Annotated in this window: 22 protein-coding genes; 9 read left to right on the forward strand and 13 right to left on the reverse strand. The window is 62.2% G+C overall.

Annotated features, from left to right (window positions below; all coding sequences use genetic code 11):
• Positions 1–16: 16 nt before the first annotated feature.
• On the forward strand, positions 17–988 hold the full coding sequence (locus tag EKH49_RS13640) for a DnaJ C-terminal domain-containing protein (RefSeq protein WP_128471264.1): 972 nt from the start codon (positions 17–19) through the stop codon (positions 986–988).
• A 113-nt stretch (positions 989–1,101) separates the two neighbouring features.
• A complete protein-coding gene (locus tag EKH49_RS13645) occupies positions 1,102–1,530 on the forward strand; it encodes a heat shock protein transcriptional repressor HspR (protein WP_128471265.1) in 429 nt (142 codons plus the stop codon).
• On the opposite strand, the gene EKH49_RS13650 is transcribed toward EKH49_RS13645, so the two are convergent.
• On the reverse strand, positions 1,527–2,153 hold the full coding sequence (locus EKH49_RS13650; protein ID WP_201739616.1) for a GNAT family N-acetyltransferase: 627 nt from the start codon (positions 2,151–2,153) through the stop codon (positions 1,527–1,529). The two genes, EKH49_RS13645 and EKH49_RS13650, sit on opposite strands and share 4 nt — an antisense overlap.
• Before the next feature lie 50 nt (positions 2,154–2,203).
• Positions 2,204–3,061 (reverse strand): tRNA (guanosine(46)-N7)-methyltransferase TrmB, encoded by an 858-nt coding sequence (trmB, locus tag EKH49_RS13655; RefSeq protein WP_128471266.1) that lies wholly within the window; start codon positions 3,059–3,061, stop codon positions 2,204–2,206.
• A gap of 126 nt (positions 3,062–3,187) precedes the next feature.
• Here trmB and EKH49_RS13660 point away from each other — a divergent pair, with 126 nt between their 5' ends.
• On the forward strand, positions 3,188–3,598 hold the full coding sequence (locus EKH49_RS13660) for a YccF domain-containing protein (protein ID WP_038991721.1): 411 nt from the start codon (positions 3,188–3,190) through the stop codon (positions 3,596–3,598).
• A 69-nt stretch (positions 3,599–3,667) separates the two neighbouring features.
• Here EKH49_RS13660 and EKH49_RS13665 read toward each other — a convergent pair whose 3' ends face one another.
• Together EKH49_RS13665 and EKH49_RS13670 are read right to left on the reverse strand one after the other, a co-directional pair.
• On the reverse strand, positions 3,668–4,852 hold the full coding sequence (locus EKH49_RS13665; protein ID WP_128471267.1) for a TerC family protein: 1,185 nt from the start codon (positions 4,850–4,852) through the stop codon (positions 3,668–3,670).
• 382 nt (positions 4,853–5,234) lie between these two features.
• On the reverse strand, positions 5,235–5,729 hold the full coding sequence (locus tag EKH49_RS13670) for a DinB family protein (protein WP_128471268.1): 495 nt from the start codon (positions 5,727–5,729) through the stop codon (positions 5,235–5,237).
• Between the two features lie 169 nt (positions 5,730–5,898).
• Between EKH49_RS13670 and clpB the strand changes: the two genes are divergently transcribed.
• Entirely contained in the window at positions 5,899–8,487 is a 2,589-nt protein-coding gene (gene clpB, locus EKH49_RS13675; protein ID WP_128471269.1) for an ATP-dependent chaperone ClpB, read from the forward strand.
• Positions 8,488–8,559: 72 nt separating this feature from the next.
• Here clpB and EKH49_RS13680 read toward each other — a convergent pair whose 3' ends face one another.
• Entirely contained in the window at positions 8,560–9,231 is a 672-nt protein-coding gene (locus EKH49_RS13680; RefSeq protein ID WP_128471270.1) for a septum formation family protein, read from the reverse strand.
• 222 nt (positions 9,232–9,453) lie between these two features.
• On the opposite strand from EKH49_RS13680, the gene EKH49_RS13685 reads away from it, so the two are divergent.
• Entirely contained in the window at positions 9,454–9,672 is a 219-nt protein-coding gene (locus tag EKH49_RS13685) for a DUF3073 domain-containing protein (RefSeq protein ID WP_038991764.1), read from the forward strand.
• Positions 9,673–9,863: 191 nt separating this feature from the next.
• Positions 9,864–10,754 carry a Sir2 family NAD-dependent protein deacetylase gene (locus tag EKH49_RS13690; protein WP_128471298.1) on the forward strand — a complete coding sequence of 297 codons (891 nt, stop codon included), beginning with the start codon at positions 9,864–9,866 and terminating at the stop codon, positions 10,752–10,754.
• A gap of 99 nt (positions 10,755–10,853) precedes the next feature.
• On the opposite strand, the gene purM is transcribed toward EKH49_RS13690, so the two are convergent.
• The 4 genes from purM to EKH49_RS13710 all read right to left on the reverse strand — a co-directional run bounded on the left by purM (position 10,854) and on the right by EKH49_RS13710 (position 14,417).
• The gene (gene purM / locus EKH49_RS13695; protein WP_128471271.1) at positions 10,854–11,996 is read right to left on the reverse strand and encodes a phosphoribosylformylglycinamidine cyclo-ligase; all 1,143 of its coding nucleotides are present in this window, start codon (positions 11,994–11,996) and stop codon (positions 10,854–10,856) included.
• Positions 11,997–12,076: 80 nt separating this feature from the next.
• Positions 12,077–13,600 carry an amidophosphoribosyltransferase gene (gene purF / locus EKH49_RS13700; RefSeq protein WP_128471272.1) on the reverse strand — a complete coding sequence of 508 codons (1,524 nt, stop codon included), beginning with the start codon at positions 13,598–13,600 and terminating at the stop codon, positions 12,077–12,079.
• Between the two features lie 105 nt (positions 13,601–13,705).
• Positions 13,706–14,032, reverse strand: a complete 327-nt coding sequence (locus tag EKH49_RS13705; RefSeq protein WP_128471273.1) for a hypothetical protein — start codon at positions 14,030–14,032, stop codon at positions 13,706–13,708.
• A 4-nt stretch (positions 14,033–14,036) separates the two neighbouring features.
• Positions 14,037–14,417, reverse strand: coding sequence for a sterol carrier family protein (locus EKH49_RS13710; protein WP_083515562.1), 381 nt, complete (start codon positions 14,415–14,417; stop codon positions 14,037–14,039).
• Between the two features lie 278 nt (positions 14,418–14,695).
• Here EKH49_RS13710 and purD point away from each other — a divergent pair, with 278 nt between their 5' ends.
• The 3 genes from purD to EKH49_RS13725 all read left to right on the forward strand — a co-directional run bounded on the left by purD (position 14,696) and on the right by EKH49_RS13725 (position 17,376).
• Positions 14,696–15,982, forward strand: coding sequence for a phosphoribosylamine--glycine ligase (gene purD, locus EKH49_RS13715; protein WP_128471274.1), 1,287 nt, complete (start codon positions 14,696–14,698; stop codon positions 15,980–15,982).
• Between the two features lie 15 nt (positions 15,983–15,997).
• Positions 15,998–16,903, forward strand: a complete 906-nt coding sequence (locus EKH49_RS13720) for a phosphoribosylaminoimidazolesuccinocarboxamide synthase (protein ID WP_128471275.1) — start codon at positions 15,998–16,000, stop codon at positions 16,901–16,903.
• A 110-nt stretch (positions 16,904–17,013) separates the two neighbouring features.
• A complete protein-coding gene (locus EKH49_RS13725; protein ID WP_128471276.1) occupies positions 17,014–17,376 on the forward strand; it encodes an iron chaperone in 363 nt (120 codons plus the stop codon).
• 12 nt (positions 17,377–17,388) lie between these two features.
• Here EKH49_RS13725 and EKH49_RS13730 read toward each other — a convergent pair whose 3' ends face one another.
• From EKH49_RS13730 to EKH49_RS13745, 4 genes are all read right to left on the reverse strand, one after another.
• Positions 17,389–19,197: an ABC transporter ATP-binding protein gene (locus EKH49_RS13730; RefSeq protein WP_128471277.1), complete on the reverse strand. Its 1,809-nt coding sequence runs from the start codon at positions 19,195–19,197 to the stop codon at positions 17,389–17,391.
• On the reverse strand, positions 19,194–21,017 hold the full coding sequence (locus EKH49_RS13735) for an ABC transporter ATP-binding protein (protein WP_128471278.1): 1,824 nt from the start codon (positions 21,015–21,017) through the stop codon (positions 19,194–19,196). The genes EKH49_RS13730 and EKH49_RS13735 overlap by 4 nt, the downstream gene beginning before the upstream one ends.
• Positions 21,018–21,191: 174 nt before the next feature.
• The gene (locus tag EKH49_RS13740; protein WP_128471279.1) at positions 21,192–22,145 is read right to left on the reverse strand and encodes a metallophosphoesterase; all 954 of its coding nucleotides are present in this window, start codon (positions 22,143–22,145) and stop codon (positions 21,192–21,194) included.
• 120 nt (positions 22,146–22,265) lie between these two features.
• On the reverse strand, positions 22,266–24,470 hold the full coding sequence (locus tag EKH49_RS13745; protein WP_236641167.1) for a transglycosylase domain-containing protein: 2,205 nt from the start codon (positions 24,468–24,470) through the stop codon (positions 22,266–22,268).
• Positions 24,471–24,676: the final 206 nt, after the last annotated feature.

Consider the following 24,676-nt stretch of genomic DNA (forward strand, 5'->3'; position numbering starts at 1 on the left):
AAAGGATGGGGCCCTGATGGCAAGTCAGGACTGGATCGAAAAAGACTTCTACGCCATTCTGGGCGTCTCCAAGGACGCCAGCGAGGCGGACATCAAGAAGGCGTACCGCAAGCTTGCACGCAAGTACCACCCGGATACCAACCAGGGGGACGCGGCCGCTGAAAAGAAATTCAAGGACATCTCCGAAGCCAACTCGGTGCTTTCGGATAAGGAAGAACGCGAGCAGTACGACGCGATCCGCGCCATGGGCGGCGGAGCGCGGTTCTCTGCGGGCGGCGGACCGGGTGGCCCAGGCGGGCAGGCCGGCTTCGAGGACATCTTCTCCAACCTCTTCGGAGGTGGCGGAGGCGGCGCTCGCGGTCGTGGCGGACAGCCGGACTTCTCCGACCTGTTCGGAGGCGGCGGCGGTTTTGGCGGCGGCTTCGGCCAAAGCGCACCGCCGCGCAAGGGTGCTGACCGCACGGCCAGCACCACGATCTCCTTCTCCGGATCGATCAAGGGAACCACCATTGGCCTGCGTGAACAGAACGGCGAGGTCATTGACGTGCGCATCCCGGCGGGAATCAAGGACGGCCAGTCGGTGCGCGTGCGTGGCAAGGGCCAGCCAGGAGCTGCCGGCAACGGCGACCTGCTGGTCAAGGTCAAGGTCAGCGAGCACCCGTTCTTCAAGCGCGAAGAGAACAACATCCGCATCCACGTGCCGGTGACCTTCGACGAAGCGGTACTCGGAGCAAAGATCCATGTGCCGACCTTGGATGGGGAATCCGTCGCGGTGAAGGTGCCAGCCGGATCCAACTCCGGACGAACCTTGCGCTTGAAAGGCCGCGGAGTGAAAACTTCCAAGGCCGCCGGCGATTTGCTGATCGTCTTGGACATCGCGATCCCGCAGAACCTGTCGGATGCTGCAAAGAAGGCCGTAGAGGAATTCGCCGCAGCCACCGAGGGCGAGGATCCACGAGTGGACTTGGCCGCCAAGGCCAAGCTCTAGGCTCAATAGGCTGTTTTCCCTGCCCGGCCATCGAATTGGCTGGGCGGGGAAGATAGACTCACAAACAAAAGGGCCCGAACCCGGGCTCCTTGCAGAAAGGTGGTAGAAGCAACGTGAACGGGGAGTACCTGCGACCTGTCTTCGTCATTTCCGTCGCCGCTCAACTTGCAGACATGCATCCGCAGACGCTGCGCCAGTATGACCGCATCGGCTTGGTCTCGCCGAGCCGCCAAAGCGGCAAGCAACGCCGCTACTCGCAGCACGACGTATCGCTGTTGCGCCAGGTGCAGTCGCTGAGCAAGGAAGGCGTCTCGCTGGAAGGCATCAAGCGGATCCTGGATCTGCAGGACCAAGTTGCGTTCCTGCAATCCGAAGTCAATGGACTGCGCCAGGAACTCAGTGCAGTACGCCAGGACCAATCGCGCATTTTCGCCGCCGGAACCTCTGGCGGAGACGTGGTTTCGCTGGCTCGGGGCATGAGGCCCGAACGCCGCGAGCAGTCTTACACGTTCTTCGCCGCCCGCCGGGCCATCGGACGCTAGATGCGGCCGTGGCGCGCTAGGCGCGCGTTCAACTGGCTGCGCACGGCGGGCCATTCGTGGGGGAGTATCGAGAAGAGCACGGTATCGCGCAAGGTGCCGGTGACCGGATCATATTTGTGATTGCGCAAGACGCCATCCTGCTTGGCACCCAACCGGGTAATTGCCGCCCGTGATGCGGCATTATGCCAATGCGTGCAGAACGCCACCGAATAGCACTCCAGCTGCTCGAAGGCCCGCTGCAGCAGCAGATATTTCGCTGCGGGATTGATCCCGGTGCCCTGGGCGGATATGGCCAGGAACGTTGATCCGATTTCCACACGGTGATTGGCCGCGTCGATATTCAAATACGTCGTGGCACCTACGGCCCTGCCGGTAGCCAGATCAATAATGGCAAAAGGCGCCATTTTACGGGCCTGCTGCAAAGCCAAACGGTGCTCAATATTTTCTGCCATTGCCTGGGCCGTAGGCGTGCTGGCAAACCACGCGTCATCCAACTGGCCCTGCTCAGCAAGGGCCACCAGATCTGGCGCATGCTCCAAAGAGAGCTGTTCCAAGCGGACCCCGGCATATTCCATCGTCGGGGCTTGGGCATGGGGAAGATCTTGCGCAGCAGAAAGGGCCATGGAATCCATTCTAGAATTCCATGGCCCTGACTAAGGTTTCATTACGGCGGTTAGCCGATGCGCGTGTACGCCAAATCGAAGACCAGGCGTCCAGCCTTCAGCGCCTTGCCCTCGAAGCTGGTGAGGATGCGTCGCTCGAAACGCGGTGCCCAGCCGCCCTGGACGTCAATGAAGTCAGGCTCGGGGTCAAAGCCTTCCATGCCATCGCGGCGCACCTTGGTCAAGTTGCTCTCCTCGCCGGAGAGGTTCCCTGGATGCTGGTTCTCGAAATCAGGGTGGGCTTCGAGGACCTCGCGCATCTGCTCCGCATAGTTCGACCAGTCGGTGGCCAAGCGCAGGGTGCCCCCTGGCTTGAGCACGCGGGAGACCTTGTCCAGGAATGAGGCCTTGATCAGGCGGCGCTTGTGGTGCCTCGGCTTGTGCCACGGATCGGAGAAGAAGATCCATATCTCGTCCGCGCTGTTCTCATCAAGCATGACGTCCAGCACCTCAGGGGCATTGGCCTGCACGGCGCGGACGTTGGTGATGCCGAAGGATTCGACCTTCAGCATCAACTGGGCCAGGCCTGGACGGTAGACCTCAACGGCGAGGTAGTTGCTCTCCGGATCGTCCTTGGCGGCGTTGGCGATGCATTCGCCCAGGCCGGTGCCGATCTCCACGATCAGCGGTGCCGTGCGGCCGAAGGCCTCGGCGGGATCGAGCTGGAAGTCGTCAGCAACCGAGGTGTCGGCAATCTTGCGGGGCGGCTCGATGACATACTGCTCGGCATTGCGCTCCCAGGCGCTGGCCCGGCGGCCCTGCAGGCGGTTGCCGCGACGCACGAAGGACACCGGCTCGGCACGGAAAAGGTCTGGGTTCCTGGGGGCAGAGCCATGGGGTGGACGTTGCTGCTCGCTCGATTCGCTCATGATGATTAATCCTAGCCGAGCAACCTGCAGCGATGCGTGCCGAACGGTGGGGGATTGGACACCCCTAGGGGGAATTCGGGGTGATCCCCGATGGAGCATGAGAGGCAAAAGAAGGAGAATGTAGCCATGACTGATTTAGTGCGCGGTATTCTCAACATTATCTGGCTGCTGTTCGGCGGCCTGTGGCTGGCCCTGGGTTACGTGCTGGCAGGCATCATCTGCTGCGTGCTGATCGTGACCATTCCCTTCGGCATCGCCTCGTTCCGCATTGCCGGCTATGCGCTGTGGCCCTTCGGCCGCACCGTAGTCGACAACGGACCGGTCGGCGCGTTCTCCACCCTGGGCAACATCATCTGGATCATTTTTGCCGGCATCTGGATTGCCATCGGGCACGTGGTGACCGCGATCCCGATGTTCGTATCGATTATCGGCATCCCGCTGGGCATCGCCAACCTGAAGATGATCCCGGTGTCCCTGATGCCCTTGGGCAAGGTCATCGTGCCTTCGGACAATTACATCGGCAACGTTCGCCGCTAGGTAGCACCAAGACGGCAATGGCTGCCAACTCCAATGAGTTGGCAGCCATTGCTCTAAGCCTGAATCGGATCAGCTCTTCAGGTACTCATCGTGCTGGCGGTGCGCCTCGGCGACCTCGACGCGGATCTTGTCCACGTCCTTGGCCTTGTCGCGGTATTTCTTCTCCATGGTCTTCACATACGCTTCTTCTTCCACCAGGGCGCGGTAGATGCGTTCGCGTTCGTTTGGATCCGAGGTGTAGCTCAGGTCGTTGTAGCTGCTGGCATGGCGGCGAAGGTTGCCGATGGCGGTTTGGGCCTTGCCAGCCTTGCTGAACAGCGAAGCGAGAATGGTCAGCACAAGGACGCCGATGATCACGCTCAGCGACAACCCGGTGCTGATTTCGATGACCGTCACGTGCTCCCCATCATTGATGAACGGCAGGTTGTTCTCGTGCAGCGCGTGCAGGATCAGCTTCACGCCGATGAACGCCAGAATCGTCGCCAAGCCATAGGACAGGTAGATCAAGCGATCCAGCAATCCATCAAGCAGGAAGTAGAGCTGGCGCAGACCCATGAGCGAGAACGCTGTGGCGGTGAATACTATGTAGACGTTCTGGGTGAGTCCGAAGATCGCTGGGATGGAATCCAGGGCGAAGAGGATGTCGGTTCCGCCGATGGCCACCATGACCAGCAGCATCGGGGTCAGGACCTTCTTGCCGTCGATCTTGGTGAACAGCTTGTCGCCGTCGTACTTGTCGGTGGTGTGGAACAGCTTCTTGGCCAATCGGATGATGAAGTTGTTGGCCTCGTCGGATTCGTCGTCCTTCTTCAGCAGGTTGCCTGCGGTGAGCAGCAGGATCAGGCCGAACAGGTAGAAGACCCAAGCGAACTGGTTGATCAGCGCCGCGCCGACAAAGATGAACGCGGTGCGGGCGATCAGCGAGAAGACGATGCCGAAGAGCAGCACTTTCTGCTGGTCTTCGCGGGGGACCCTGAAACTGGCGATGATGATCAGGAAGACGAACAGGTTGTCGACGGACAGGGCCTTTTCGGTGATGTAGCCGGCGAAGTATTCGGCACCCATGTCGATGCCGCCGAAGATGAGTACCAGCACACCGAAAATGAGGGCCAAGCCGACATAGATGCTGGACCAGATCGCTGCTTCACGCAGGGATGGAACGTGGGCCTTGCGGATGTGGAAGAAATAATCGAAGGCCAGTAGGGCGAGAATCACGACAATCGTGATGCCCCAAATCAAAGGGGAAGCTCCCATAGGGATTCCTGCTTTCGTAAGTTGCGCGCGGACGCGTCCGAGTAAGTCTCTTCACCGACACTGTGGCTGGCCGCAAAACCCGGCAGGACCATGAAGTCCCGCGTATTGACGGATTCAACGATTGTGAATACTCCCTTACGTTCTTTAACCCTAACCCGAAGCGGTGCTCCTGGAAAAATTCTGGTTTATGGCTGTCATGTTGTTCTGTAATGTACTTCGTCTTTGCCCAGTTGGGTAGGCGTCATATGCAATTCGAAGGATGCGGTGGGCAAAGTGCTCGAGTGAATTCTTCGGCCCAGGTCTCGGGTCGCCTTGGAAATCCTCGCAGGACTCGGAGCGCTGGCAACAGCATGCGCGGTACCTGCCGTTGATGCGTGGCCGGCTAATTCCGTGCAGACAGGATTTGCTCACGCAGGATATCGGCGTGCCCGCAATGCTGCGCCAATTCGCGCAGCATGTGCAGCTGGATCCAGCGCAGCGGCAACGACCCGCGCCGATTGCCGGAGAAAACGTGATCCCCGGTCTTGCCCTTGACCACTTCACGTGACAGTTCGATGGCCTGGGCATAGTCACGCCGAATGGATTCGATGGTGTCGGACGCGGACAAGTCGAAGGACTTGCTGGGCGACGACGCAATGCCCAGTTCGGCCCGGCTCTTGCCGGTGGCTGCTTCGCCAAACCAGACACGTTCGACGAAGATCGCATGTTTCACCAGCCCGAGCAACGTGGTCTTGGATTCAACCAGCTTCAACCGCGCTTCGTCTTCGTCCAGCCCGTCGAGGCTGGAAAGCAGCATCTGCCGGTGCTGATCGATGAATACTTGGACCATGTCATCGTGGGGCAGGGAAAAAATATCTTGGGAATCCGGGTTGGCCATGCCTCATCCTAAGACTGCAAATCGCGCTCCACAAGGGGTTTTGCCGCCGAGGCAAAGGGAAGAAAAATATCTCGAGAATTTTGCTCTAGCGGGAATATTAGGACTAGGAGTATAGTTGAGTTAAGTACACTCAAGTTTATGGGTTCACTCCATTAGAGAAAGGATGCGCGTGGACACGAAACTCACCACTAAGAGCCAAGAAGCTCTCTCAGCCTCCGGGATGAACGCTTCAACCGCAGGCAATCCGCAGATTGAACCTGCGCACCTGCTGAAGGCATTGCTGGACCAGCGCGAGTCCGTCGCAGTCGCCTTGCTGAAGACTGCCGGGTTGGATGTCGACGCGCTATCCGTCAAGGCAAGCGCCGTCATCAACGCCTTGCCCTCCAGCTCTGGCACCTCGGTGGCCCAGGCACAGTACTCCCGGCAACTGCTGCAGGTCGTGAGCAACGCGCAGGCAGCCGCCGCGGAAATGGGGGACACCTACGTCTCCACGGAGCATCTGCTCATCGCCCTGGCATCGGACCAGACCAAGGCAGGTGAAGCCCTGCGCGAGTTCGGCGCCACCCGTGAACTGCTGGTGGGTACCTTGCCGACCATCCGCGGCGACCGCAAGGTCGATAATCCGGATCCCGAGGCCACCTTCCAGTCCCTGGAGAAGTTCGGCACCGATATGACCGCCCTGGCGCGCTCGGGCAAGCTGGATCCCGTCATCGGCCGCGACCGCGAGATCCGCCGCGTGGTGCAGGTGCTCTCCCGCCGCACCAAGAACAATCCAGTGCTGATCGGTGAACCCGGCGTGGGCAAGACCGCTGTGGTCGAGGGCCTGGCCCAGCGCATGATCGCTGGCGACGTCCCGGAGTCGCTGCGCGGCAAGACCTTGATCTCCTTGGATCTGGGTGCCATGGTCGCCGGTGCCAAGTACCGCGGCGAATTCGAGGAGCGGCTGAAGTCGGTGTTGGAAGAGATCAAGGCTTCGGATGGCCAGATTGTCACCTTCATTGACGAGATCCACACCGTGGTCGGTGCTGGTGCCTCCGAGGGTGCGATGGACGCCGGCAATATGCTCAAGCCGATGCTAGCCCGTGGCGAGCTGCGCCTGATCGGTGCCACCACGCTGGACGAGTACCGCGAGAACATCGAGAAGGACCCGGCCCTGGAACGCCGCTTCGCCCAGGTATACGTGGGCGAGCCGAGCGTGGACGACACCATCGCCATCCTGCGCGGGTTGAAGGAGCGCTACGAGGCGCACCACAAGGTCTCCATTGCCGACTCCGCACTGGTGGCTGCTTCCACGCTGTCCAACCGCTACATCTCCGGACGCCAGCTGCCGGACAAGGCCATCGACCTGGTCGATGAGGCCGCCAGCCGGTTGCGCATGGAGATCGATTCGGCGCCGGAGGAGATCGACGAGCTGCGCCGCGAGGTGGACCGATTGACCATGGAAGAACTGGCTCTGTCCGATGAGACGGATCCAGCTTCGGTGGAACGCCTGGATGCCCTGCGCAAGGACATGGCTGACAAGAAGGAAAAGCTGGATGCGCTGAATTCCCAGTGGGAAGCGGAGAAGGCTGGCCTGAATCGCGTCGGCGATCTGAAGGTCAAGCTCGATGAACTGCGCAGCCAGGCCGACAAGGCCCAGCGCGAGGGTGACCTGGAGAAGGCATCGCGCCTGCTCTACGGGGAGATTCCGACGCTGCAGCAGGAGCTGGATGCGGCGGCCGCCGCCGAAGCCGACAAGGCCGAGACGCACACCATGGTCGCCGAGGAAGTCACCGCGGATGACATTGCGGAAGTCATCTCGGCCTGGACGGGCATCCCGGCTGGTCGCATGCTGCAGGGCGAAAGCCAGAAGCTGCTGGAGATGGAAGAGATCATCGGGCAGCGCCTGATGGGCCAGAAGCAGGCCGTCGCCGCGGTCTCCGATGCCGTGCGCCGTACCCGTGCCGGCATTGCCGACCCGAACCGGCCCACCGGTTCCTTCCTGTTCCTCGGTCCAACCGGTGTCGGCAAAACCGAGCTGGCCAAGTCGCTGGCGGACTTCCTCTTCGATGACCCGCGCGCGATGGTGCGCATCGACATGTCCGAATACTCGGAGAAGCACGCGGTGTCCCGCCTGGTCGGCGCCCCTCCGGGCTACGTGGGATACGAAGAGGGAGGGCAGCTCACCGAAGCCGTACGCCGCCGCCCGTACTCGGTGATCCTGCTGGACGAAGTGGAGAAGGCGCACCCCGAAGTCTTCGACATCCTGCTGCAGGTACTCGATGACGGCCGGCTGACCGATGGCCAAGGGCGAACGGTGGACTTCAGGAACACCATCCTGATCCTCACCTCCAACCTGGGTTCCCAGTTCCTGGTGGATCCAAGCTTGGAAGACGAGGCCAAGAAGTCGGCGGTGATGAACGTGGTCAACGCTTCGTTCAAGCCGGAGTTCTTGAACCGCCTGGATGAGGTCATCCTCTTCGATCCATTGAGCATCGAGGAGCTGGGCAGCATCGTCAAGCTGCAGATCGACTTGCTCGCGCAACGCCTGGCCGATCGCCGCCTGAACCTGGAGGTGGACCAGGCCGCCAGCGAGTGGCTGGCCCTGACCGGTTATGATCCGGCCTACGGCGCCCGTCCGCTGCGCCGCCTGGTGCAGCGCGAGATCGGCGACCGGCTGGCCAAGGAGATCTTGGCTGGGGCGGTGCAGGATGGCGACACCGTGGCCGTCACCCTGGACGAGGTCGGCGACAAGCTCAAGGTGGCCAAGAAGTCCTAGCAACTGGCAACGGCGAGGGCGTGAACAGATGGAAATCCGTTCACGCCCTCGCCGTTGCTGTACTCAAGCTGCCTAGCTGTCGGTGGTCTCCTGGCCGTTGGACTTTTCGTCGGCCGGCTTTTCGTCCTCGGACTTCTTCTCTTCGGAGCTACCGGCATCGTCATCGTCGGCGCCCTCGGGCAGCAACGAGCTGCGGACGTTGCCCTCCGAAAGACTCAGGAAGCAGGAAACGGTGCGGTCGCCCTGGGCCCAGGTGCTCTCCGATGGGCGGGAGAAGTGATAGGTCCAGGTGGAGTCCAACCCTGCACGCGGGTCCAGCGAGACCGACTTGCACAGGTCTTCGGACTGGGTGAGCAGCACGTTGGCACCGGGGTACTCCTCGCCGTTGACCTGGAAGATGCCGATTACTTGCGCGTTGTGGGAGGAATCACAGGTCACGACGGTCTGCGGATCCAGTGGCGACGTGAACCCCCGCAGGCAATCGCCTTGCTCCAGCTGCGTAGGCGGCATCCCGGTGGCAATGATGCCGTCGAGGCCTGGATTCTCATTGCGTTCCACATTGTTCGCAGTTGGCGAAGCAGGTGAATCCACGAGCCTCAACACCACGAAAACCACTGCAGCGGCCAGCGCCAGAACGGCGACAATCATCAGGGCCCATTGGGCACTCTGCCGCTTCGGCTTCTCCGGTTCTGGCTGCAATGGCGGCAAAGCCGCCTGCGGCTCGGGCAGATTGTTTTCCACCACCTGTTGAGCTCCTTTGTGGTTGGGTCGGGCGATCGCTCGCCGGCTCAATACATAGTCGTTGGACTAATCCACAGTCTAGCTGTTTCGTTGGGTGTTGCATTCAGCGCTCGCCGGTGAATCGTGTTAACCTTTAATTACGAAAGAACTGATCACATATTCGGGGGCCTTCACCTTTTACAGGTGGACCACCTCCCGACTCTACTGAAAAGAGGGGGTCACGCCATGGGGCGCGGCCGTCAAAAGGCTAAAGCACAGCGTCAGGCGCGAGATATCAAGTACTACTCGCCATCCACTGACCTTTCGGCACTTGAACGCGAGTTGGGCGTTCGGTCCGATCATCATGCTCAGAATTCTGAGCGTAATGATTCATCGTATGACGACGAATACTCGGAATACGACGAGCTGACTAAGAAGTACTCGGGAGATGACGAAGACGAGTAGCCTCGTCTTCTGATGCCGGGAGTCCTTGGCTCAGAGTGCCACACCTTAAGCATTGAGTGGTACAGCTCTTCAGTACATTTTGCGACAAGCCGCAGCGACTAAGCTAAATTAGCTTTTAGTCGCTGCGGCCTTTGTCGTGCCCAGCAATTCTAAGGTGTAACGTGAGCACTCCAGAAGAACTGTCGATCCAGATGGCGCATCATTCGGCGATCCGCTCCATGCAGCGCATTGTGGAGCAACAAGCCCCGCCCTCGCCGGAAAACGAAGCCCGGGACGGAGTCCGGCGGCTGCTGGACACCGGGAATGTCCTCGTGGTGACCGGCGCCGGCGTATCCACGGATTCGGGTATCCCGGATTACCGCGGCCCCAATGGCTCATTGCAACGCCACCGGCCAATGACTTATCAGGAATTCCGCTTCCGTCCAGAAGCCAGGCAGCGCTACTGGGCCCGCGGCTACGTCGGCTGGCGGCATATGGACAAAGCCGAACCCAACCGCATTCACCGGCGCTTGGCGCAGTGGGAAGAACAGGGGAAAATCAGCGGCATCATCACCCAGAACGTGGACGGGCTGCACCAGCAGGCAGGATCCAAGCGCGTGATTCCGGTGCATGGCGATCTGTCGATCGTCCGCTGCCTGGACTGCGGGAACAGTGAGAACCGCCTTGACTTCGATCTGCGCCTCCAAGCAGCCAATGAGGGCTACCTGGAGGCCGTGGAGATCGATCCCGGCGCGGTGAACCCCGACGGCGATGTGGAGCTGCCCCAGTACCTGGTGGACCGGTTCAACATGGTGGCCTGCTTGCGCTGCGGATCGCTCGCGCTGAAACCTGACGTGGTGTACTTCGGCGAGAGCGTTCCAGCCGAACGCAAGGAGCGTATCGCGGCACTGGAAGCTGAATCCACGGCGCTGCTGGTGATGGGCTCCTCGCTTGCGGTCATGAGTGGCTACAAAATCCTGTTGAACTTCGTCAAGCGGGATCTGCCGGTGGCGCTGATAACCAATGGCCACGTCCGCGGCGAGCAGAAGGCCACCTGGCGCTGGCGGGTGCCGTTGGAAGACGCGCTGAAGCAATTGGACTAGCGGGAGAATATTTCGCTCCGCATGCCATGGTGGTTTAAAAACCGATGCGCCGCACTGGAATCAGTGCGGCGCATCGAGTTTATAGGAGCTTTCGGTGGCCTACTTGGCGTAGTTGCCGGTCAGCAGCACTGCGCCGCCGTCCACGCCCTTGGCACCCTGGACGAAGTCCAGCCCGGCCTCGGCGGCCGATGGATCCAGGTCCTCGACCTGGCCCATTACCCAAGCGCCCATGCCCGCGACGTTCAGCAGCTCGACTGCACGATCAGCGACTGCAGGATCAACGACAGCAACCATGCCCACGCCCAGGTTCAGGGTGCGCTCCAGATCCGGCTGCGGCACGTTGCCCAGCTGGGCGATGGTGGAGAAAACTGCTGGCAGCGCCCAGGTGGAGCGGTCCACGCGGGCCATCAGGCCGCGGGGCAGCACACGCGCCAGGTTGGCGGCCAGGCCGCCGCCGGTGACGTGGCTGAAGCCGTGCACGCCGAAGTTCTCGCCGTCGTTCAGCGCGCCGACCAGATCCAGGCAGGCGGTGGTGTAGATGCGGGTCGGAACCAGCAGCTCCTCGCCCAGGGTGCGGCCGAATTCTTCGACCTGGCGGTCCAGTTCCCACTTGGCGTGGGCGATGACGCGGCGAACCAGCGAGTAGCCGTTGGAGTGGATGCCGGAGGAGGCCATGCCGATGACCACGTCGCCGGCCTTCACTCGCTCCGGGCCGAGCAGCTGGTCGGCTTCGATGACGCCAGTGGCGGCACCCGCCACGTCGTACTCGTCCTCGGCCAGCAGGCCCGGGTGCTCGGCGGTCTCGCCGCCGACCAGCGCGGTGCCGGCCAGCTTGCAGCCCTCGGCGATGCCGCGCACGATGTCGGCGATGCGCTCCGGGACCACCTTGCCGGTGGCGATGTAGTCGGTCATGAACAGCGGCTTGGCGCCCACCACGACGATGTCATCGACCACCATGCCGACCAGGTCCTGGCCGATGGTGTCGTGGATGTCCAGCTTCTGGGCGATGGCGACCTTGGTGCCCACGCCGTCGGTGGAGGTGGCCAGGTACGGCTTCTTGTAGCCGGTGAGGAACGATACGTCGAAGAGCCCGGCGAAGCCGCCGACCCCGCCCACGACGCCGGAGGTGTGGGTTGCCTTGATCGCGCCCTTCATCAACTCAACGGCACGGTCACCGGCCTCAACGTCAACGCCGGCACCGGCATAGGTGATGGAAGTTGGCTGCTGATCATTGCCGCTCATGGCAGTCGGTTCCTTTTCTGTTCGGGGCGACGCGGATGCGGCGCCCTTTGCAACGGGATGGTTGGGGATCGTGAAGGGGATTAGCTGTTGATTTCGAACTCGGCATCAGGGCCCGGCTCGCAACCGGCCTGGTTGCTGCGCTCCAGCAGGTTCTTGCCACGGCGCTCCTCGTTGGCCAAGGCGATCGGGTAGTCGCCGGTGAAGCACGCGGTGCACAACCGTTCGCGCGGCTGGCGGGTGGCCTCGATCATGCCGTCTTCGGAAATGTAGGCCAGCGAGTCGGCGCCGATGGAGGTGGCGATCTCGTCCACGGCCGCGCCGTTGGCGATCAGCTCGGCACGCGACGCGAAGTCGATGCCGTAGAAGCAAGGCCACTTCACCGGAGGCGAGGAGATCTTCACATGCACCTCGGCGGCACCGGCCTCGCGCAGCATGCGCACCACCGCGCGCTGGGTGTTGCCACGGACAATCGAATCGTCGACCACGACCACGCGCTTGCCGCGCAGCACGGTTTCCAGGGCGTTGAGCTTGAGCTTGATGCCCAGCTGGCGCAGGGTCTGGCTCGGCTGGATGAAGGTGCGGCCCACATAGGCGTTCTTCACGAAGCCGTGGGTGAACGGGATGCCGGATTCCTCGGCGTAGCCGATGGCGGCCGGGGTGCCGGACTCCGGGACCGGGATCACGATGTCTGCCTCTGCGCTGTTCTCGCGGGCCAGCTGGCGGCCCATCTCCACGCGGGACTCGTACACCGAGCGGCCGGCAATGGCGGCATCTGGACGCGCCAGGTAGACGTACTCGAAGACGCAGCCCTTGGGGGTGGACTCGGCAAAGCGGGTGGAACGCACGCCGTTCTCATCGATGGCGATCATTTCGCCTGGCTCGATTTCGCGGATGAACGAGGCACCGACGGTAGCCAGACCCGGCTGCTCGGAAGCGACCACCCAGCCGCGGTCAAGGCGGCCCAGGACCAGCGGGCGCACGCCGTGCGGGTCGCGGGCGGCGTACAGGGTGTCCTCGTTCATGAAGACGAAGCAGAAAGCGCCTTCGATCTTCGGCAGCAGCTCCAGCGCGGTTTCTTCCAGCGACTGGCCTTCGGAGCCGGCCAGCAAGGCGGTGACCAGCGCGGTGTCGGTGGTGTTGCCCTGGGCGAGTTCGCCGCGGACCTTGCCGCCTTCGGCCTGCTGCTTGGCGGAGACCATGTCGGCCAGGTCGGCGGAGTTGGTCAAATTGCCGTTGTGGGCCAGCGCGACGGTGCCGGTCTGGGTCGGGCCCAGGGTCGGCTGCGCATTGGCCCAGTGGCTGGCACCGGTGGTCGAATAGCGGCAGTGGCCAATGGCCAGCTGGCCGGTCATGGAGTTCAGCGTATTCTCGTCGAATACCTGGGAGACCAGGCCCATGTCCTTGTAGACATTGATGCGCGCGCCATCGCTCGTGGCGATTCCGGCGGATTCCTGTCCGCGGTGCTGCAGGGCATACAGGCCGTAATAGGTGAGTTTTGCGACCTCTTCGCCAGGAGCCCAAACGCCGAAAACGCCGCATTCATCCTGCGGGCCCTTGTCGCTTGGAAGCAGGTCGTGATTTAAGAATCCATCGCCACGCGCCATGTTGGTTATTCTCTCATGTTCCGGTTGGTCGACACCGACCAAGAATGTGGTGGGTGGCGGCCAGGTGCGCGGCCGCCTGCTCTTCTAATTCAGGAGAAAAGCTGCCTAGCCTTGTTGTCCGCTGGAGTCAGTGTCCTCGGCCAGAGGAACTGCCAGATGCTTGGTGGTTTTGCGTGAGGTCACGCGGTCAACAATCACATATGCCAGTGCGCCGATGCCTACGCCCAAGCCTGCGCCGAAGATTGCAAAGAATCCGGAGGCCGAGGCACGGGTGTATTCCTGCGACGGTTCGCCAAGCAGGCCGATGATGAGGCCGACTAGCGCGCCGAAGACCGCGAAGGTCAGAATGAATGGCCAGAACTTGGGCGATGAGTGAATTTGCACTTCAATGCCCTGATCGGCAGGCGACGGTGTAGCGGGGTGTTGCTCCATGCCTTTAAGGGTACTCAATAAGTGGTAGGTGTGCTGACAAGTCTGCCCTAAGTCCCGAAGCGTGCAATTGCCCAGTTTGCAGGGCTTCGGCCCAACTTATGCGGCCAGTAGCCAAGGAAAGCCAGAGTTCAGCAGGCATTTCGACCACATTCGGGGGAGTTCCGCGGGTATGCCGAGGCCCGGCTATGCACTGGGTCACACCGAAGGGCGGAACGCGCACCTCGACCGAATTGCCCTCGGCGCGGGAAGCCAGCTCCTCCAGCGAAAACCGCACTGCCGTGGCCAGCACCGGCCGGGCTGTTTTTCCTTGTCCCCGCGCGGTTGAGGACCATTCGCGCAAGGCCGCTCGGCCAGCGGTTTCGTCAACGCGCCGTTTGATTGCCATGGGTCGATTCCACTTTCTCTCAATGACAGAGAAACGTCATATTCCTCTGTGCGGGATCCCTGCCGCGGATCCGGGAAAACCGTAAATCCAGCCATGCCAACTCTAGTCCAACTCGCCGAACGCCAGCTGACAGCTTCGAAGGTGCTCAGGTGCAGTACTGGAAGCGAAATCGGCCGGCGTGCGGGGACCCGGATGCCGTTCGAGTGCAGGGCTGGGCGCTGGTCTTGCGTGCGTCATAGACGCGGTTGGCCCATGGATTCTCCGGTAAACTCGACCGCGTGAAGGTACTGGTTATTGGCCCAGGCGGCCGTGAACATGCAATTGTCCGTGCACTGAGTGCAGACCCCTACGTCAACGAAGTTCATTGCGCCCCCGGCAACGCCGGTATCGCACAGGACGTCACCACCCACGCAATCGACGCGCAGGACCCTGCAGCAGTCGTCGCGCTAGCCCAGGAACTGGGCAGCGACCTGGTGGTCGTCGGACCCGAAGCGCCACTGGCCGCAGGCGTCGCCGATGCCCTGATCGCCGCGCAGATCCCGGTCTTCGGCCCGACCCAAGCCGCCGCGCAGCTCGAAGCCTCCAAGGCTTTCGCCAAGAACGTCATGGCTGCCGCCGAGGTTCCCACTGCGATGGCCCATGTAGCCGCGACCCGCGAGGAAGCCGCCAATGCGCTGGATGACTTCGGTGCACCGTACGTGGTCAAGGACGACGGCCTGGCCGCCGGCAAGGGCGTGGTGGTCACCAGCGATCGCGAGGAAGCACTGGAGCACGCAGATGCCTGCTTCGCGGCCGGCGGCACCGTGGTCATCGAGGAATTCCTCGACGGCCCTGAAGTGTCCCTGTTTGTCATCTGCGATGGCAAGCATGCGGTGCCGCTGTCCCCGGCGCAGGACTTCAAGCGCATCTTCGACAATGACGAAGGCCCGAACACCGGCGGCATGGGTGCCTACTCGCCGCTGGAATGGCTGCCGGAGAACTTCGTCGACGAGGTCATGGACCGGGTCGCCTACCCGACCCTGCGCGAAATGGAAAAGCGCGGCACCCCGTTCACCGGCGTGCTGTACTGCGGTCTGGCCATCACCAAGCGCGGCATCCGCGTGATCGAGTTCAACGCGCGCTTCGGCGACCCGGAAACCCAGGCTGTGCTGGCACGCCTGAAGACGCCGCTGGGCGGGGTGCTGCTGGCTGCCGCCACGGGCCGGCTGGATGATGCCGAGCAGCTGACCTGGTCCGCGCAGACCGCGGTCGATGTGGTCATCGCCGCGGAGAACTACCCGGACACCCCGGTCAAGGGGGCAGTGATCTCCGGCCTGGACGCAGCCAACGCGATCGACGGCGTGCACGTGATGCATGCAGGCACCTCCGCCGACGCGGACGGGAACATCATCGTTTCAGGCGGCCGCGTGCTGGCAGTGGTGGGCCTGGGCGATGGCTTGGCGGCGGCCCGCGCCGCGGCCTATGCCGGGGTAGCCGAGATCAGCTGGGATGGCGCCCAGTCGCGCACCGACATTGCGCTGAAGGCCGAACGCGGCGACATCGTCATCGCCAACGACAGCAAGTAGAGGACAACAGAACTCATGGCAGGATTCCAGACCGAAGTGCTCGACCTCGAAGGTTGGGACCATTTCTACTCGGGCAAGGTACGCGACCTGTACGTGCCTGCAGGAGCCAGCTTCGAAGAGACCGACCGGGTCCTCGTGGTGGCTTCCGACCGCATCAGCGCCTACGACTTCGTGCTGGCCAGCGAGATCCCGGACAAGGGCAAGGTGCTCACCCAGCTCAGCCTCTGGTGGTTCGAGCAGCTGGGCGGCTTCGCCAACCACGTGATCTCCACCGACGTGCCGGCCGCCGTGGCCGGCCGCGCCATGGTGTGCAAGAAACTTGGGATGTACCCGATCGAGTGCATCGCCCGCGGATACCTGACCGGTTCCGGCCTGGCCGAATACAAGGTCTCGCAGACCGTGTGCGAGCTGCCCCTGCCAGAGGGCCTGGTGGATGGTTCGCGCCTGGAGCCGGCGCTGTTCACCCCGTCGGCGAAGGCCGAAGTGGGGGAGCATGACGAGAACATCTCCTTCGCCCAGACCGTGGACCGCGTGGGCACCGAGGTCGCCGAAGCGCTGCGCGAGAAGACCGTGGCCCTGTACGAGCAGGCAGAGAAGATCGCCCGCGCACGCGGCATCATCCTGGCCGATACCAAGGTGGAATTCGGTGCCGATCCGGCCACTGGCGAGATCACCCTGGGCGATGAGGTGCTGACCCCGGATTCCTCGCGTTTCTGGGATGCCGAAACCTACCAACCGGGCCAGGCGCAGGCCAGCTTCGACAAGCAGTTCGTCCGCGATTGGCTGACCTCGGCCGAATCGGGCTGGGACAAGAACTCGGGCGAAGAGCCGCCGCTGCTGCCAGCGGAGATCATCGAGAAGACCCGTGCCCGCTACATTGATGCCTATGAACGGCTGACCGGACAGGCCTTCAACGCCTAGCCCGGATGCCCAGCGACAGGACCCCGTACCGCCGATTAAGGCAGTGCGGGGTCCTGGGCTTAAGCCGAGCCATCTGGCGGCGGTTGGAAACGGGTGGCTAGACTCAAGGCATGGCTGGCAAAGCGGCAACGGTGGAAGAATATCTCGATGCGCTGGAACCGGATTTCTGGGCAGAGCTCGAAAGGATTCGCGCCCTGGTGAAGGAACTGGTTCCGGAAGCGGAAGAAACCATGAGCTATTCGATGCCCATACTGAAGTACAAGCAGCGTGCCTTGGTCTACTTCACCGCGTCGAAGAAGCACCTGAGCTTCTATCCATCCTGCTGGGCCATTGAGGAGATGGAAGACCGGTTGGAGGGCTTCAGCAAGACCGTCCATGCAATCCGATTCACTCCGGCCGCGCCGTTGCCCGACGACCTGGTCAGGGATCTCGTGCTCGTCCATGTCCGGGAGATTGACGCGGGAAGGCAGTAGGCGCCCGCCAGGCTACACCAGCGAGTCCTTCCACGCCTTGTGCAGGGCCGCGAAGCGCCCGTTATCGGCAATCAGCTGGGCCGGGGTACCGTCCTCGGCGATCTTGCCGTCGTGGACCACCAGCACCCGGTCGGCGATCTGCACGGTGGACAGGCGGTGCGCAATGATCAGTGCGGTGCGGTTGCCCAGCAGGGTCTGCAGTCCGCGCTGCACTGCACGCTCCGAGGGGATATCCAAGGAGCTGGTGGCCTCATCCAGGATCAGCACCGCAGGATCGGCCAGGAAGGCGCGGGCGAAGGAGATCAGCTGGCGCTGGCCGGCCGAGACCCGTCCGCCACGCTTGTTCACGTCGGTGTCATAGCCTTCGGGCAGGTCCATGATGAACTCATGGGCGCCGACTGCGCGGGCCGCATCCTGGATCTGTTCCAGCGATGCGCCGGGACGGCCCAGCGCGATATTCTCGGCCACCGAGCCGGAGAAGAGGAAGGCCTCCTGGGTGACCATGACGACGTGCTGGCGCAATTCCTTGTTGGACAGTTCGTTGATCGGCACCGAATCCAGTTCCAGGGTGCCCGAACGCAGGTCGTAGAAGCGGGCAATGAGCTTTGCCAGCGTGGACTTGCCGGCACCGGTCTGGCCCACCACTGCCACTGTTTGCCCGGCGGGGATCCGCAGGTCGAATTCCTCCATGATCACCGGGCCGTCGCCGTAGCCGAAAACCGCGTCCTTGAAGACCAGCTCGCCGGCCACCTTTCCGATGCTGCGCGGGGCAGCAGGCTCGCGCACGCTCGGTTCCTCCTCCAGCAGTCCCGAAACCTTCTCCAGTGCGGCGGTGGCCGACTGCAGCGAGGAGTAGAACATCGCGATCTGCTCGACTGGCTGGAACAGGCGCTTGGATGCGAGCAGGATGGCCACCATCGCGCCGACCTGCATGGTGCCGTCGATGATGCGGAACCCGCCGTAGGCCAGCAGCGAGGCCACCGTCAGGTTGCCGATCAGCACCAGGCCGGGCTGCAGCACGCCGAAGAGGTTGAAGGAACGTACCGAGTTCACCCGGTACTGCTCGGCGAGATCCGAGTAGTTCTCGTCGTTGGCTGCCTCGCGGCGGAACGCCTTGACCGCGCGGATGCCGGTCATCGTCTCCACAAAAGTGGAGATGACCCTGGCCGACACCACGCGGGATTCGCGGTACAGGAGCTCGGAGCGGCGCTGGTACCAGAAGAACAGCAGCGTGACCGGGATGGCGGCCACGCAGACCACCAGCCCGCTGCGCCAGTCGAGGAAGAAAATCGAGGCCAGGGTGAAAACCACGAACACGCAGGAGGAAGCCAGTTCCGAAACGCCCTGGTCCAGCAGTTCGCGCAGCGTTTCCAGATCAGAGGTCTGCCGGGAAATGATCCGTCCGGAAGTGTAGTTCTCGTGGAATTCGAGGCTCAAGCGCTGGGTATGGCGGAAGACCTGCTGGCGAAGATCCAAGAGCATCGCCTGGGAGATCCGTGCCGCGCTGGTGATGTACCAGGAGAGCAGCACGCCGCTGAGGACCGCACCGAGGATGTAGCCTGCACCGGTCAGCCCCAACGCGCCCCAATTGCCCTCGCGCACCTGCGGCAAGGTCCAGTCGATCGCGAAGGCGATCAGCACCGGAAGCAGCACGCGCGCCGCATTGGATACCAGCACCAGCACCACGGTGAGGATGAACAGCTTCTTCTGCGGCATGGCCAACGCGGCCAGCAGCCGGAAGGAGCGCTGGCGCACGACCTTGCGTTCGGCCGCAGAGAGCTTGATGGCGTCTTCATTGGCAACGCCCAGGGGCTTGCTCATCGGGAAACCTCCGAGGTGGCTGGCTGCTCTTCGTCGTCGAGGCTCGCGATGACGAAACGGTAATGCTCATTGGTGCTCAGCAGATGGGTGTGTCTGCCCACCGCATCGATGCGGCCGTCGCGCAGCAATGCGACCCGGTCGGCGAGCATCACGGTCGAGGGCCGATGCGCCACGATCAGCGTGGTGGTCCCGGCCAGCACGTCGCGCAGCCGCTCGGTGACCAGTTCCTCGGTGCGCACATCCAGGGCCGACAGCGGGTCGTCGAGAACCAGGACGCTCGGGCGTGCCGCGATGGCACGGGCCAGGGCGATGCGCTGGCGTTGCCCGCCGGAGAGCGACAGGCCCTCCTCGCCGATCAGGGTGTCCACCCCGTCCGGCAGCGCATAGGCGAACTGCGCCTGTGCGACGTCCAATGCTTCTGCAAGCAGCGCTTCGCGCTGCCGCTCATCGAGGTGTTCCGGGGCGCCGAGCAGCACATTGCCGCGAATGGTGGTGGAGAACAAGGTGGTGTCCTCGAAAGCCACCGTGATTTCCGCTCGCAGCTGCTCAAGGTCCCAGTCCTTGACGTCCTGGCCATGGACCAGCACCTTGCCGGCGGTGGCTTCATGCAGGCGCGGCACCAGGTTCAGCAAGGTGGACTTGCCCGAACCGGTGATGCCCACCAGGGCCATGGTTTCCCCGGGGCGGATTTCCAGATTGATGTCTGCCAGGATCGGCCGGTGGGTGCCGGCGGTATCAGGGTAGGCGAAGCGCACATGCTCCAGCTTCACGCTGCCATCGCGTTCTGCCGGGATCTGCGGCTGTGCGGGGGAGGCGATGTCGTTGATTGAATCCATCACTTCGAAATGCCGGTCCAGGGCAGTTTTGGTGCTCAGCGTCATGCCCAGCAGCATGCCCATGCCTTCGACGGGGCCGGCGATGACCGCGGCGATCGCGAAATAGGCCACCAGCGAGCCGACGCTCAACGTGCCGTTGGCGACCTGGGCAAGGCCGATGACCAAGCCGATGCCCAGAATGGTTTCGGGGACGGCAACGACGGTGAGCAGGAAGCTGGCCAGTGTCTTGGCCTTGGTGATTTCGGTTTCCTGCAGGGACTTGGCCTGGGCGTTGAAGCCCTCGTAGACGTGCGGCCCGCGGCCAAAAGCCTTGATGACCCGGATGCCGTGCACGGATTCTTCCACGGCGGTGGCGAGATCGCCGGCCTGGTCCTGGCTTCGCCGGCTGGCGGCCCGGTAGTCGTTGCGGAAGCGGTAGGCCTTGATGGCAATCGGGATGGAACCCAGCAGGTAGAGCAATCCCAGGATCCACGAATGGGTGAACATCAGCACCAGGCCGGTGATGACGGTGACGGTTTCAACTACCAGCATCATCGCGCCGAAGGCGAGCCAGCGGCGCAGGAGGGACAGATCCGACATGGAGCGGGAGAGCAGCTGTCCCGAGCCCCAGCGTTCGTGGAACGCCACGGGCAGGCGTTGCAGGTGCTTGTAGAAGCGGATGCGCATCTGCGCTTCAAGTCCTGCTGCGGGGTTCAGCACGAATTGGCGGCGCAGGAAGATCAGCAGCGCTTCGACGAAGCCCAGCGCGGCGATGATGCCGACGGAAATCCACACTTCCGAGGCCGCTCCATCACGCTGCAGCACGACATTCACCAGCCAGGCGAGGACCTGTGGGATGGCCAGGGCGACAATGCCTGCTCCGAGCGCGCAGAGGAATCCGCAAAAGAGCCGAGGGAAAATCGGCTTGACGAAGGGAGCGAGACGCTTCAGTGTTGCAGTGAGCGGGACCGGATCATTGGATCCATTCGGTTGAGCCTGAGCCACGGTACCCCGCATTCATCCAGAAGTTTGACAGAGCTACAGACTACCGGCAGTAGTTGGGATAATTCAATCAATACGCCACTTTGGGAAAGAAGTGCTTCACAATGGATGGGAATAATCCCCGGCCGAGCACCAGCAAGGTGCTTGACCGGGGATTATCTGGAAGAATTTCTTGCTTTAGCCGCGGGCCGCCAGGGTGACCAGCACGGCCTCCGGAGGGCAGGCAAAGCGGATCGGGGCGAAGCGCGAGGTGCCGATGCCGGCGGAAACGTTCAACGGAACGGTGTTGCCGTTGTAGTCCCAATCGGTCAAGCCGCGGGCACGCCAAGTCGGCAGGTCGCAGTTGGAGACCAATGCGCCGTACCCGGGGATGCAAACCTGGCCGCCATGGGTGTGGCCGGCGAAAATGACATCGGCCTTCGCCTCGGTGAATTGGTCCAGGACCCGCTGGTAGGGCGCGTGGGTGAGCGCAATCCGCACGTGGGGAGCCTGGTTGCTGGAGGAGGACCCGCGCGGCCAGCCCGCAAAGTGGTCGAGATCGAGGTGCGGATCATCGACTCCCGAAAGGTCCAGGCGCAGGCCGTTGAGCACGGTGGAATGCGCGCGGTTGGACATATTGATCCAGCCGGCGCTGCCGAAGGCACGGTGCATCTCTTCGAACGGCAGCTTGTCGCGGGAGGCTGGATTGGGGGTTCCGGTTGACGGAGCCAAGTACTTGAACGGGTTCTTCAGCTTCGGAGCGTAATAGCAGTTCGAGCCGGGAACGAATGCGCCAGGGAAAGCCATCAGCGGTTCCAGCGCCTTGATCAATGCCGGCACGCCCTTGCGGTGGCTGAGGTTGTCGCCGGTGTTGATGACGAAGTCGGGCTCCAGATCTGCCAGGCTGCGCAGCCACTGGGTTTTGGCTTCCTGCCCCGGAACCATGTGGATGTCCGACAGGTGCAGGACCTTGATGTCGCCGTATCCGCGCGGCAGGACCTTGAGCGTCTCATGGCGCAGCCCGAACTTCTGGGCCTCCAGCATGCCGTAGCCAACCAATGCGCCGCCGATGGCCAGGGCGCCGCTGGCGGCGAGGGCCACCGTGCCACTGGCGTGGCGCAATGCCGAAACGAAATTATTCTGTTCAACCATGACTTCTATGCCATCGTCCTTTCAAGCCCTGAGGCCACTTCAGCTGAAGTTCTCCTATGCCAATCTAAACCGGAAGGCCGCGTTCAACCAAAGTTGAACGCGGCCTTCGCGGCTCACGGGCTAGTCGTCGGACTTATTGCCGTTTCCGTTTCCATTGCCGTTGTCGTTTCCCCGGCCAATGTCGCGGGCGTCAGGCTTCGAGGAGGATTCTTTCTTCGGCTTGGAATCGTCCTTCGACTCTTCCTTGTCATTGTCCTTCTCATCCGAGTCGGACTTGGAATCCTCTTCTTCCTTCGGCTTTGGTGGAGGCGGCTGGCGGCGGGCCGAACCGAAGCTGTTGCGCTCGTATTCGTGCACAGCCTCTTCCATGAAGTCGACCCAGAGCGGGGCGGCGTAGGTCGAGGAGTCGACCATCCACGGTGCCTTCTCGTCGTTGATCATCGCGCCGTGCATCTGGTTCTTCTCTTCACCGGCCTTGCCATCCAGACGGCCTACCCACGCCGCGGTGGAAATGCCGGTGGTGTAGCCGACGAACCAGGTCGATGAGGCGTAGTTGTTGGTACCGGTCTTGCCAGCGATCGGGCCGGCTACCCGGCCCTTGGAGACGCGCTTGGTGGCGATCTTCTGCAGGGTGCCGTTCAGATCGGCAATATAGGTCGGGTCGATCTGCTGGGAGCAGGATTCCTTCTTGACCTTGTACTCGTTGCCGTCCTTATCGGTTACGCCGGTGATGGCGCGTGGTTCGCAGTATTCGCCCTTGTTGGCGAACGCCGCAAAGGCCGCGGCCTGGGACAGCGGAGTGATTTCTGCCGAGCCAATGATGAACGAAGGGTTCGCCGGGCTGATTGGAGCTGGCCCGCCCTTGGCACCTTGATCGAGCAGCCCCAATTTCTCGGTGTAGTCGGCGATGGTGCACAGGTCGGTCTTGAAGGCCTCCTGGACAGTTGCGGAGTTAATCGACCAGTACAGGCCGGTATCCACGGTCATCGTGCGGTAGAAGCCAGGCGATGCATTCTTTGGTTCCCACTTTGAACCGACAGATGTCGTGCCGCCGGGAAGGCATGACGCACGCCACTTGGTTCCGGGCATGAAGGCCTGCTTCTTGGCATTGATCTTGTCGTACATGTGGTTGCCTTCGGACAGCCAGCCCAGCGTGGTGTACGGCTTCATGGTCGAGCCGCCCTGGAAGCCGCCGGCACCGCCAAGCGAACGCTCTACAGCGAAATTGTAGTAGGTGTTCTCGCCCGAGTTCTTAATTTCCGGACCGTAAGTGGTGTTCTGCGCCATGGTCAGGATCTTGCCGGTGCCCGGCTCGACCGAAACGATGGAGGAGTAGACATCCGTGTTGGACTTGGCCTTCGGATCAATGGCCTTCGCGGAGTCCTTGGCAGCCTTCTTGTTCAGCTTGCTGTTCAGGGTGGTCTTGACGGTCAGGCCCCCGCGGTACAGCAGGTTTTCGCGATCTTCCTTGGTCTTGCCGTAAGACTCATCGGTCAAGATCAGGTTGGTGACGTAGTCGCAGAAGTAGGCATTTTCCTTGGCCGCGGTGCAGCCGGAAGGCGAGATGCTCGGATCCAGTTCAAGATCCGACTTGACTGCCTGGTCGTATTCCTTCTTGGTGATCGCGCCGGTGCGGTACATGTTGCCCAGCACCTTGTTGCGGCGATCGATGGAACGCTCAGGGTTGTTAATCGGGTTGTAGACGTTAGGCAGCTGGACCATGCCGGCAAGCATGGCAGACTGCTGCAAGTTCAAGTCCTTGGCATCAACCGAGTAGAAGCGCTGAGCGGCAGCCTCCACGCCATACTCGCGACCCGAGAAGAGGACCAGGTTCAGGTAGCCCTCCAGGATCTCGTCCTTGGACATTTCCTTTTCGATAGCCACCGCGTACTTCAGCTCGCGGATCTTGTCTGCATAATCCTTCTGGCCGGAGACGGTGGATTCTTCCGCACCAGTGAGCACCTGGTTGTTCACCAGCAGGTTGTTGACGTACTGCTGGGTCAAGGTGGAAGCGCCAGAGCGGCTCGAGGAGGTGAGGTTGCCGACAACTGCACGGGCGATGCCCTTGGGGTCGATGCCCTTGTGCTCGTAGAAACGCTCGTCTTCCACCGAGATGATCGCCTTGCGCATGTTCGGCGAGATGTCATCTAGCTTCACAGGCTGGCGATTTTGCTGGTAGAAGGTCGCAATCGTCTTGCCATCCGCGTCAAGGATCGTGGAAGGCTCCGGGATAGGGAGCTTCTCGAACGAGCTCGGGAGCGCGCTGACGATGTTGTTACCAGTGGTCAAACCGGTTTTAGCGATAGCTGCAATGGGCACGAGCATGCCTGCTGCGAGCACACCACACAGGGCACTGATTCCGAAGAATGCAACGACTTTTCCCAGAGTGGTAGCTGTATCAAAAAAGGGGGACTTCTTGGCTGCCATACCCACTAGTTTACAAGGACGCGCTAACGTATCGAGTATGACTAAATGGGAATACGCCACTTTGCCGCTTTTGATTCACGCTACGAAGCAGATTTTGGACCAGT

It is taken from the genome of Glutamicibacter sp. HZAU (genome assembly GCF_004100365.1).
Taxonomy (GTDB): domain Bacteria; phylum Actinomycetota; class Actinomycetes; order Actinomycetales; family Micrococcaceae; genus Glutamicibacter; species Glutamicibacter nicotianae.